At 37.3% G+C, this 11,726-nt stretch carries 8 protein-coding genes and 1 pseudogene; 1 reads left to right on the top strand and 8 read right to left on the bottom strand.

All coding sequences use genetic code 11. The features are described 5' to 3' along the window. Window positions 1–264: 264 nt before the first annotated feature. The 8 genes from AKG34_RS02560 to AKG34_RS02520 all read right to left on the bottom strand — a co-directional run bounded on the left by AKG34_RS02560 (window position 265) and on the right by AKG34_RS02520 (window position 9,808). Window positions 265–873 (bottom strand): DedA family protein, encoded by a 609-nt coding sequence (locus AKG34_RS02560; RefSeq protein WP_053344639.1) that lies wholly within the window; start codon window positions 871–873, stop codon window positions 265–267. A gap of 262 nt (window positions 874–1,135) precedes the next feature. Further along, window positions 1,136–2,398 (bottom strand): group II intron reverse transcriptase/maturase, encoded by a 1,263-nt coding sequence (gene ltrA, locus AKG34_RS02555; protein WP_053344638.1) that lies wholly within the window; start codon window positions 2,396–2,398, stop codon window positions 1,136–1,138. 928 nt (window positions 2,399–3,326) lie between these two features. Beyond that, complete coding sequence (locus AKG34_RS02550; RefSeq protein WP_053347956.1) at window positions 3,327–3,554, bottom strand: DUF3953 domain-containing protein; 228 nt, start codon at window positions 3,552–3,554, stop codon at window positions 3,327–3,329. 338 nt (window positions 3,555–3,892) lie between these two features. Further along, complete coding sequence (locus tag AKG34_RS02545; protein ID WP_053344637.1) at window positions 3,893–5,080, bottom strand: amidohydrolase; 1,188 nt, start codon at window positions 5,078–5,080, stop codon at window positions 3,893–3,895. Between the two features lie 651 nt (window positions 5,081–5,731). Next, a complete protein-coding gene (locus tag AKG34_RS02540; protein ID WP_053344636.1) occupies window positions 5,732–6,274 on the bottom strand; it encodes an NADPH-dependent FMN reductase in 543 nt (180 codons plus the stop codon). An 81-nt stretch (window positions 6,275–6,355) separates the two neighbouring features. After that, window positions 6,356–7,666 carry a hypothetical protein gene (locus tag AKG34_RS02535; protein ID WP_201783545.1) on the bottom strand — a complete coding sequence of 437 codons (1,311 nt, stop codon included), beginning with the start codon at window positions 7,664–7,666 and terminating at the stop codon, window positions 6,356–6,358. 457 nt (window positions 7,667–8,123) lie between these two features. After that, window positions 8,124–8,735, bottom strand: coding sequence for an FMN-binding negative transcriptional regulator (locus AKG34_RS02525; RefSeq protein ID WP_053344634.1), 612 nt, complete (start codon window positions 8,733–8,735; stop codon window positions 8,124–8,126). 170 nt (window positions 8,736–8,905) lie between these two features. Then, window positions 8,906–9,808, bottom strand: coding sequence for a DMT family transporter (locus AKG34_RS02520; protein ID WP_053344633.1), 903 nt, complete (start codon window positions 9,806–9,808; stop codon window positions 8,906–8,908). A gap of 162 nt (window positions 9,809–9,970) precedes the next feature. On the opposite strand from AKG34_RS02520, the pseudogene AKG34_RS02515 reads away from it, so the two are divergent. After that, window positions 9,971–11,250, top strand: a pseudogene (locus tag AKG34_RS02515) (aminotransferase-like domain-containing protein). Window positions 11,251–11,726 lie beyond the last annotated feature (476 nt).

Here is an 11,726-nt window from a genome sequence, read left to right as displayed (position 1 = left end):
CCTTAGTATCAGATTCCTGTTCGTCGAGCCAAGATTTTATTCCACGCTTCCTCCAGCCCTTACCTCACGATAAGTACCTTGCGCTTCCTTAGTGGTTGGTCGATGTGTACCCCCACAGTGGACTTTCACCACCTAGATAGTTGCCATGCCTGGCACACAAGATAAAGCTGCCTTAAAGACAGCTCCGATCTAAACTAACGCACCTGTTAGTTTTATAAGCTCTAAATATAATTTTATTAAAGTCCTCCATCATAACCGTCACTTTTATGAAATACCCCTTCTTAATCGATTTCTTCTCTTCCATAAAAAATAAATGAATATTGAAAGGACCAATAAACTCGTAATTAAATAAATACTGTATTTTGACATATATAGTTCAACATTGGTCCAATTTTTCCCTAATATTCTTCCTAGTGTGATAAAAGTAAAACTCCATATTAATGCACCAGTATAGGCGTAAACAACAAATATTCTAAAAGGGAAGCGATTGACAGCTGCTATATACGCTGTAAGGTGCCGTACCCCAGGAATAAAATAACCAAATAATAAAAGATAGGGTCCGAATTTCTTGAATAATTTCTTTGTTCTATTAATTTTTTGTTCCGTAATGTGAATTTTTGGTCCAAACTTTTCTAATAAAGGCAACCCAAATTTATAACCAATGAAGTAGCTAAGCGAAATCCCCCCCGTTGCTCCTACAAAGGCACTTACTATTGAAATTAAGTAAGATAATTTACCCTGAAACACATTGTAACCAATATATGTAAGAATTACCTCGTCGGGTATAGGAAGTCCAACAATACCTCCGATTAAAGCAAATATAATTCCGAAGTACCCATAATGTTCTAGAAGGTAAGCAATATGATTTTCCACTTTTTCACTCCACCTTTTAGGTAATGTCTAACAATCATTTCTGATTATTTATTATCAGCAGTATTTAAATAATAATAAAAGAAAATTTACTCTTCATTGGGGATAATAACCTTTAACTATATTAAAGGTTATTATCCCCAATTTTTGATTTTTTTATTGCACTAAACTGCCCCGATAGTTACATAAAATCGAGTAGGAGGAGGCACCTAGCCTCCGACCTCTCACACCACCGTACATACCGTTCGGTATACGGCGGTTCAGTTTAAGTCTGACGTAGTTTTGTATATCGTTCATATAGATTTACTAACCCATGATGGAGCCAATAAACATTATTAAGGGTTTTGTCTAGAATAGGACTATGCGCTATGCGCCAATAACCCTTTCTGCTATTTCCCCATTCATATGCTTTTCCAAATGGGACGCCTAATCCTTTGAGTTTCTTCACCCTCGTTCTTGGCAATTTCCATTGCTTCCATAGGCACATCCTGAGTCTTCTTCGAATCCATGAATCTAAATTCTTCAATACGTTCGGAGTATCAATGAGGGCGAAATACCCCATCCAACCTCTAAGGTATTGCTTTAACTTATTTATTCGGAGTTTCATGGGTATCGGTAATTTTCTCGAGGTCATTTCCCTGATTCGTTTCTTTACTCTCTTCACCGTTTGTTTAGCCAGTAGAACCTTCGGGTTCTTCTTTGACTTCGTGAAACTAAAACCGAGAAACGTTCTGTTCCAAGGGCGATCATACTTCGACTTCTCGTAGTTGACCTTTAGCTTCAGTTTATTTTCAATGAAGCTTGAGATATTTCCCATTGCACGTTTGGCGGCTTTTCGTGTCTTCACAAAGATCGTACTGTCATCCGCATACCTTACGAATCGAAGATTGCGTTTCTCTAGCTCTTTATCTAAATCGTCTAACATGATATTAGATAATAAAGGACTTAACGGACCTCCTTGCGGAGTTCCCTCCTCACTTTTATGAAAAAGTCCGCCTATCATAATGCCTGCTTGAAGGAATTTACGAATCAGTTTGAGAACTCGTTTATCTTCAATTTTCCGCTCTAACATTCCCATGAGCTTGTCATGATTCACTTTATCGAAGAACTTCTCCAAGTCCATATCCACTACCCATGTATAACCTTCGGTTATATAGGACTTTGCCTTTCGAACCGCCTGGTGCCCTTGTTTGTTAGGGCGAAATCCATAGCTATTCTCCGAAAAGGTTGAGTCATATATTTTAGTCAATATTTGGGCAATGGCTTGTTGAATGAAACGGTCTAGAACGGTTGGAATACCCAATAGCCGAACTCCGCCGTTTGGTTTCGGGATTTCGATACGACGGACGGGCTGCGGTTGATAGGTACCCTGTAAAAGGGCAGTTTTCATGTTGTACCATTCGGTTGCGAGGTGCGGTCTCAGGTTTTGAACCGGCATTCCATCTACACCATGGCTTCCCTTATTTCTTTCTACACGCTTCAATGCCTGTATTAAGTTTTCCCTCTCTAGTATCTGTTCCATTAACATCGTTGATATCCTTTCCCTGCGTGGACGAGATGGTCTATTTGTGCCTTTATCTGCTCCGCCCTTTTGAAGTTCCCCGTGTATTCACCACTTCTTCCTTCAAATAAGTTCCGTTAGGAATTGTTTGCTTCTTCGCAGATAACGAACGCCTAGTATTCATCCTCCTTAATCTGTTCGGTCCTTCCTTATCTTCTCGAGTAGACAAGTACTATGACCTCTGCTGACTTCTGATGATTCAGCTGTCCATCACTGGACAGGTTACCAAGTGTACTTGGCTGTCATCAGACCTCCCCGGGTAAGAGTGCAATCTTTCCCTCCATCTATCTGCTTCATTTACTCTGTACCACCTTCGGCAGTAAGGACTTTGTTTTGTTTCGCAAACTCATCCAATGATACCTAGCCTTATATGAAGCTCGTGTTCCTCAGACCGGAGGTTTGCCGCTTGCTTCCTTCAGATTCCACGTCACCGTGGACACCCTTGCATTAAGCTAACCACTACTACTGCCTTCATGGTTCGGGACTTTCACCCTATAGATTGCACCCATGCCGGGCGCACGAAAAAGCTGCCTTAAAGACAGCTCTGATAGTTTGGGATTCCGTTCAATTTAAGAATATATCAAACAAATATGCTATAATTCCCCAATATAGAAAGATTGGAGAGAGAAACAATGGACTGGGTAGACTTTATGGCACTTTCAGGTATACTATTTTATTTAATTCCAATAGCATTTATTGTTTGGTTTTTAATCAGCTTCCTCAAAACTCAAAAGGAAAGAAACATTTTACTTAGAGACATTTCATTAAGGTTAGACAAGTATAAAATAGACAGAAAGGAAGAGTAATATGATACTCTTTCTTTTTCATTTTTATTTCACAGTTTGTGTCTTATCCGACACAAAAGACAACCTTCCTTATTGAACTAACCTTCCCTTTAGTTCCATAAGAAAGCCTGTATGGAAGCAAAGAAAATAAATAAAGAGATAGCAATATTCATATACCCCCAAAATCCTTTTCTATCTTTTTGAAGTTCGGCTAATCCTGTCACCAACGTAAGTGCCCCAAGGAACAACATATAATACGGAAATAACTCAAAGGTTTGAGTTATTAGACTATAACCTGATAGAACAATAACCACTATTGTTAAGATAATTCTAACCATTTTCAAGAATATATTTCCCCCTACAAATTAAGTTCTGTACAATTTCTTTTTCAATCATACCATTTGACACCTTTTCATTTGGGTGAAAAATGGAAATCCCCCCCTTCACTAACCTACCCCTTCGTTCCATAAGAAAAAGAGCTGCTGATCAGCTCCTGATAATTGATGTTCCATTTGTGGTTTCATGATACACAAACTCAATGATACTATGGATTTTTCGCTTTCTTCTTTATTAGCTTGTCTCGGTATTCGTTTTGCTTTTTATCAATAGAATTATCTAATACACCGAACCATGTGGTCATCTATACCACACCTTACAAACAATTCTATTCTTTTTCCTAATCTAACTCATAATAACCGCAAACTACATATCCTACTGCTTTTGCTGCCACGAGAAGGGCATCTTCATCGATATCAAATTTAGGATTATGATTAAAATAAGGTTTTTCTACTCCTTTAGGTGTACAAGCAATGTAAAAGAAGCAGGAAGGGAATTTTTCAGCATAGTAAGCAAAGTCTTCAGATGGTGGCATTGCTGGAAATTCCTTTACTTCTTTAATATCTTTATCATTTGCATTCTTGAGAAACTCAGCAACCTTTTCTGTTATTTCAGGATCATTATATAAAGGTGGATAATCATTCGTATATGTTAGATCACATGTTACACCAAATTCTTCTTCAAGTCCTTTTACAAGACGTTTAACTTCTTTTTCAATTGTTCCCTTTGTTTCAACAGTCATATAACGGATATCGCCTTCAAGCTCTACGCTGTCTTTAATTACATTGAATGTTCCTTTTCCATCAAAAGAACCAATCGTAATCACACCAATATCAAAAGGACTTAATCGACGGCTAATAATCGTTTGAGCGGCTGTAACAAAATGAGCACCAGCCACAATGGCATCATTCGCTAGATGTGGTGAGGAACCATGTCCACCTCTACCTTGAATTTTTAATTTCATATAAGCCCTGCCGTTAAAAGAATATCCAGCGTGATACCCAACAACTCCTGCTGGGCCCATTGGCAGCAGATGAATTCCAAATACATTATCTAAATCGTCAAGCATGCCGGATTCTACAATACTCTTTGCCCCGCCTGGCGGAACTTCTTCCGCATGTTGATGAATAATTTTTATTGTACCTGGAATTTCATCTTTTAATTGAATTAGGCAATCCGCTAAAACTAACAAGTAGGCTGTATGACCATCATGACCACATGCATGCATAACGTCTTCATTTTTTGATATAAAGGGTACATCCGTTTCTTCGACGATTGGGAGCGCATCAAAATCAGCGCGCAGACCAATGTTTTTTCCAGGCTTTTCACCTTTAATTGTCACGATAATTCCGTATCCATTACCTACATTAGATTGAACTTCTACATCCTTTCCTTTATAAAAATCAATAATATATTGAGCTGTTTTTTCTTCTTTAAAAGAAAGCTCAGGATTTTGGTGTAGATGTCTGCGAATTTCAATAATTTCATCCTTACGAGATTCTAACATTTCCATTAATTCACTTCTCATAAACTCTTCATCCTTTCATTATTTTCGAAAACGCCACTAAATGTGGCGTTTTACACTTCCAACTGCTATTATTCTACAACAGGGCTTCAAGCTGGTAATTTTTTAGGAGCATTAGATGTTTTACCGGCATCTTTTGGCACCAAAAAGATAGTAGATAATATTGAAAGTACACCGAATATAACGTTTACGATAATACCTACTGTTCCCGCTCCTATTCTCCAGAAAAATTACATCCTTTAACAGCTCCCCGCAGCGTAGTTTTATTGAATACTGTTGATTTTCAGCTATCTTTTATCGAATGTTTTCTTATTCGTAGGATTTCAAAGATGCACGGAGTACCAGAGTTATTCAATAAAAAGGCACCGACCCATTAGGTTAGAATACTGGCCTCCACCCCTTAGATAGACATGACGAAGGAATGAGAGGGCATATTTTATGACACGTTGACATGGGAGGGAAAGCCTCCAGGGGCGGCGTGGAGAAAATGTGCATTACATGGTAGAATATGAAGTTTTATTATGACTCCTTTATTTCACTATGCCTCCACGAAGCCAAAATGATCTGAACTCATATCATTAAACCGTTATTACGCTATCACAAAAAAGGAATAGCTATAATCCTCCTCACATTTACTAATGTTTGGAATGATTTTTATCGTAAAGTTTTTAATGCACCACTCCAGGCAATAACTTGGTCAAGCATAGCATTTACATTTTTAGGGTGGTGTTCAGCTGGTTTGAAAACACTTCCATTTTCAAAATCTGTAAATAATGACAATGTAGGATGTACACGAACATCTGCAACTAGTAATTCTCCTAAAATTCCACGTAAATGTTCAGCTGCACGAGCACCACCAGTTGAACCATAGCTTACAATACCAGCAGCTTTATTATTCCATTCGTCACGAGCTGAATCTAATGCATTCTTTAATGCACCTGTGATGCTATGATTATATTCTGCCACAATGAATACAAACCCATCTAAATTAGTAAGCTTTTCTGACCAAGCTTTTAATCCTGGTTCATCACCATTAGTTGTAAATACAAATGGTAAATTGAAGTCTGCAATATCTACGATTTCATAATTCGCATCGCCACGTTTGTCAGCAATTCCTTTTACCCATTCTCCTACTTGTGGACTTACACGTCCTTGGCGTGTACTTCCTAAGATAATTCCGATATTTAATTTTGTCATTGTTTTTTCCTCCTCAGTAGCTGATCTACCAAATAGTTTGTCTTAACTCCAATAAGGACTATTATTAAGAAAAATTTTTCTTTATTTTGCTGATTGTTCATATATTTTAATACCGTTTATTGGGACGATACCATTTTCAATTAATACTGCCTTCGATCCAGATCCATTTGAGAATATTCCACCCTTGACCGTTATTGTATTTATTTCACCTTGTACGTGAAGACTTCGAACATTTTGCCCATTTGTAACGATTCTGCCGCCAATTTCGACCTTATCAATTTTACCGCCTTCTTTGACACTTAATCCGTCGGCAGATAGTTGCGTGATGACTCCCTTTACTAAGGATTCCCCTTCACCTCCAAATGTTTCAATATCTTCATGCACGACTAATGTTCCTAGAGGTCGACTGACTTGAATACCAACAGCAGCATTTGCATGAGTAACAATCCGTTTAAATTCTGCATATTTTAAGCTTCCATCATACAAATTAAACCCCCGAGCACCGATCCCGTACGTTTCGATATCACTAAGGATACGCAGCGTCCCGATTTCGCTAAAGTTTACAAAACCAATACCACTTGGCCCATGAGAAGTAATTCGCTTTTCTGCCATCCATTCGTTCACCATTCCCCAATTATCTAGCACCATATCATTCACACCATACGTCGTCACAGAACCATTATTCACAACCTTTTTCACATGCGCACCATAAACGACAAAAACACCACCTGAAATGACATCTGGCGTGCCTTGATTAATTCCACCATTTGAGTGTATCTCACCTGTTTCTAACATATCCACTTCGAGTCGACCGCCTACATCGCCAGCCCCACTAACAAATATGCCACTTCCTTGAACAGGTTTTTCATTACTTCCTGCCCTTAGACCAGTAAGATGAGCTGTAATTGTCACGTTCGAATCGGTTTGTTGATTCCATAATGTGAAGGCTCCCTGCAAGACGTATACACCAAATCCTTTAGGTCGATCCTGCAGTTCCCTCGTATCCGCTTCGATTACTTCCACATTTTGTGCAATTACATGCCCCGAACGTACAGAACCAGTAGCTAATAGTTGAATTTGTCCGATTGTTTTTACATTCTTTAAGCTTAATGTTCCGAGTGAATCTACATCTGGTCTGTTTAAAATTGCTCGACAGCTAGGTTCAACTATAAATGTTAATCCTTCAATCTTATTGTCCCGACTTACCTCAATACCATCAATACCTCTCTTAAATTTTATCATTGAATCACCTTCACCCAGTAATTGTTGCCCTGGTGACAAGTTTAACGAAGGACTTTCATTTATTTTTCCTTTCACACGAATTACTTCAATCGCTTGATTGCCAACTGCGTTTACAAGTTCATCTACTGTTGAAATTGTAACCACTTTCATTTATTTCATCCTTTCAGGGGAATTTTATTTTCACCTTACAAAACTTCATAAGAAGAAGCCTCTCTGAATTATCCCCATATATATAGAAAAAATTACTTTAATTAATCTTGAAACCATTTCAAAAACAATTCGCTTTTTGTGTTTTTTATCGATTATGCATTGTTTTATTCGATTAAATAGCTCGATTCCGGAATAACATGATGAACATTTTTTCAATGGCTTTATTATTTCTTTTTACAACGTATTTGGGTTGGTTTAATTTCTTGGATACACTTGCTTTTGATACATATGAACGTAATAATCGCACGTTTGCGGTGGAAAGTTGCTTACACCCTCTCCGTCATAAACTTTTATTACTTCATATATTCCGTCACCGAATTGATCTAAAAGAAGTTCAAAAAAAAGAGCGTTAATCCTTATTGGATCAACACTCCTGTTAGTGCAGTAACATTCAACGTTATTTTTTTAGGTTTGCTTTCATTAATAATGAAATCTGTTGCTCATCTGTATTTGAAATTTGTTCCAGTTGATTAACAATTGACTCTTGTCTCTGCAATGGATGGTTTTGACTTAACTTTGCTTTCCCTTCTATTTTGTTAATTTTTATTTTGAATCCTTGAACTCCTTTGTTCATACCAGTGAGAAACTCAGCATCAACATCTTGCAAACTGTATGAACTGTCAGGAGCTTCGTACTTCGATACCATATCATGTAGGGAGCTCATTAACTCATGTTCATCCTCTTGCAGTTCGACTTCTCCGTAAACATGAACGGTCACATAATTCCATGTTGGTACTGCTTTATTCGTCTCATACCAAGATGGGGAGATATAACAATGCGGACCATGAAAAATAGCTAAGACGGTTTGATTTTTGATGTCTTTCCACTGAGGATTAGGACGAGCAAAATGTCCATATAAGTATGAATTATCCTTGTTCAAAATTAACGGTAAATGAGTCGCAAAGGGCATTCCATTATGTTGAGAAAAAAGAGTCGCAAAACTATGTTCCCTCATAATGTCGAAGGCAAGTGTTTCGTCTTTAATTTTAAAATGTGCAGGAATATACATGTTTTTTCTCCTCTCAGAATCTTTCCTTATCATTAATTTTATAATTTCTCTATAGGATAACGGTTTGTTAACCACAATTCTCTATTTTCATGACAACTTCTTCATCTAATACAATTCGGTCGTTCTATAAGCTATATGACATGCGATAGCTATCTCAATTGAACACACAGTTAGTTTTTCTCTGATACAGCTCCGTTTTTTGATACGTGAGCATTTTTGCCTAATATAACAGAAAAGACAACAATCACTGCTATTACAAGAGTGAAAAATGTGATGGATTCATCTAGAAATACTGTTGCAAATAGAATCATCAAAAATGGTTGTAAGTATTGAATCTGACTAACTCTTGCTATTCCGCCCATAGCCATTCCGCTATACCAAGCAACATATGCTAAAAACTGACTAACAACTGCGAGATAAATAAAACTAACCCAAGCTTGTAAAGGGGCATGGAACATTTCAGTTGTAAGGTTTAGCCCAACTGGAATAATGAAAAATGGAGCACCGATCATAATTGCCCAAGCAATTACTTGCCAGCTACCTAATTCTTTCGCTAATTTCCCCCCTTCTGCGTAACTAAGTCCCAGTATAATCACTGCTGCTAGTAAAGCTAAATCGGCAAATTGCAATTGACCGAATCCAAGATGAAGTGCATACATAATGACAGCTAAAGAGCCGATTATACTTGAAATCCAGAACTTGAGAGAAGGGATTTCACCTGCTCTAAACATAGCAAATCCGGCTGTTGCTAACGGTAACAGGGCTAATTCCACAGCTCCATGAGAAACAGGTAAGGATTCCATTGCCCAAGAAGCGAGGAGAGGAAATCCTAAAACTGCACCAACAGCAACAATAAGTAGACTTTTGAATTGGCCTGGAGAAGGTAGTTTTTCTTTTCGAATGATCAATACCACAGCTACTAAAATAGCAGCAACAACTGTTCTTCCTAAACCGACGATCGTAGTCCCAAAATACTTTACTGCAATACTTGTAGCAGGGAGTGTTAAGCTAAAACAAATGACACCTACTAATCCTAACAATAATCCAAGTTTCTCTCTGGTTTCTCTCTGCATCTTATCCTACCCCCATTTTTTATAGTTTGTATCACCTCTGTACCATTTTCTACTTTTCTTAAAAATAGTTCTGATATAATTAAAATAATAATGGGTACACACAATGAAAATAAACCATTTTTTTACCTATCTGTCCTGGTACAGTTAAAGGAGGATCCATATATGAACTCAAAATATATTAAGATAATGGAAGAAATTAAGCTTCGACTAGCAGATGGATCGCTCATTGCAGGTAGTAAACTCCCTTCTGTTCGTCAGTTATCTGAGTATTTTTCATGTAGCAAAAATACGGTTATTAAAGCGTACATCGAACTAGAAAAAGAGCATTTAATTTATTCTGTTCCTAAAAGTGGCTACTATGTTGTGAATGAATTTCAAGATGCGACGAATGAAAATGAGGTGATTGATTATACTCTGATCAACAAGGGATTTACTCATTACGAGTACAGTTAGTGAAGTATATGCAGAATTTACAGGTGTTCACTCAACCTGAAAGAGTAGTCGTTGTATCTGGCTCGCAGCAAGCCCTTAATTTATTAGTTTCTATGCCATTTCCAAATGGAAAAAACAATATTCTAATTGAACAGCCTACTTATTTCGGATTCATTGAGTCCATCAATCTGCATCAAGCTACTACTTTTGGAATTGAATTATCAATGGAAGGGATTGATCTTGATCGTCTGGAATACATTTTTCGAAATAATGATATAAAATTTTTCTATATTATCCCGAGATTTCACAATCCACTTGGACATTGTTACACGAATAGTGAAAAGAAAAAAATCGTTGAGTTAGCTGAAAAATACGATGTATATATAGTGGAGGATGATATTTTAGGAGACCTTGATCCAAATCCAAAATCAGATCCTTTATTTTCTTTTGATCCTTCTGGGAGAGTGATTTATATTAAAAGCTTTTCGAAAATTTTTCTTCCAGGGTTAAGGATTGGTACTGTCGTTCTTCCTACATTAATGATTAACAATTTTTTACGATATAAATTTAGTTCAGATTTTAATAGTTCAGCACTTTCTCAAGGTGCGCTAGAAATCTATTTAAAAAGTGGTATGTTTAATAGCCATCTCAAAAAAGTAAAAGAGGTATACCGTACTAAAATGCAAATTCTTCAAGAAGCATGTGAATTATTGCTACCGGCTAATACTCATTTTTCTAAACCGACTTCAGGATTCTATCTATCCATCAGTTTGCCCGAGAATGTGACAGCAAAACAGGTAGTTCATATGCTAAACGAGCAGCATATTTATGTTGATGATGCCTCTAGAATGTTTTTACCTGAATATAAAAAGGAAAATCTCGTTCGATTAAGCATCTCTCAAGTGAACGAGAGTCAAATTAAACTAGGGGTAGAGCGATTGGCTCACTGTATTGCTTTAATTGACAGTAGAAAAAATCATATTACTCCAAATAACTTTTTACTCATTTAGTATGGGGAAGTTTATATAGAGGTAGCATCACAAAATTATGCGGATTTCCAAGCCTAAGAAAATATATCAAAACGGTTGTTTATGTGACGTAGAATTTGAGCAATCCTTTGAGACATATTTAATCTCCAACTCTACAAACTTTTAGATAAAGTAAAACCCTCTCAAAACGATGATTTTTGGAGGGTTCTTTAATTAACTTGCCTCCGAAGTATTGAAAACTGCTGCGTTAGTACTTTCTTGAACTCCCTTAGTTTAATACGATTTTCTCACAAATACTCGTTTAATCGCAGGATTTCATCACCCTTAAATTTAAGTTCACGGTTAAATGGAGTGATTTCAGGACATGAAGATTTCGTGAAGTTTCAACTCCTCCTCCCCAGCACTAAACTGCCCCGTTTGTGCCATAAATCGAGTAGGAGGAGGCGCCTAGCCTCCGACCTCTCACACCACCGTACATACCGTTCGGTATACGGCGG

Source organism: Peribacillus butanolivorans, assembly GCF_001273755.1.
Lineage (GTDB): Bacteria > Bacillota > Bacilli > Bacillales > DSM-1321 > Peribacillus > Peribacillus butanolivorans.
The sequence above is the reverse complement of the archived record's forward strand: the minus strand, read 5'-3'. Positions and strand labels throughout refer to the sequence as shown.

Coding starts and splice junctions, on each gene's coding strand:
- ltrA (WP_053344638.1), bottom strand. CDS start 2,398: ATGTTAATGGAACAGATACTAGAGAGGGAAAACTTAATACAGGCATTG.
- AKG34_RS02550 (WP_053347956.1), bottom strand. CDS start 3,554: ATGGTTAGAATTATCTTAACAATAGTGGTTATTGTTCTATCAGGTTAT.
- AKG34_RS02545 (WP_053344637.1), bottom strand. CDS start 5,080: ATGAGAAGTGAATTAATGGAAATGTTAGAATCTCGTAAGGATGAAATT.
- AKG34_RS02540 (WP_053344636.1), bottom strand. CDS start 6,274: ATGACAAAATTAAATATCGGAATTATCTTAGGAAGTACACGCCAAGGA.
- AKG34_RS02535 (WP_201783545.1), bottom strand. CDS start 7,666: ATGAAAGTGGTTACAATTTCAACAGTAGATGAACTTGTAAACGCAGTT.
- AKG34_RS02525 (WP_053344634.1), bottom strand. CDS start 8,735: ATGTATATTCCTGCACATTTTAAAATTAAAGACGAAACACTTGCCTTC.
- AKG34_RS02520 (WP_053344633.1), bottom strand. CDS start 9,808: ATGCAGAGAGAAACCAGAGAGAAACTTGGATTATTGTTAGGATTAGTA.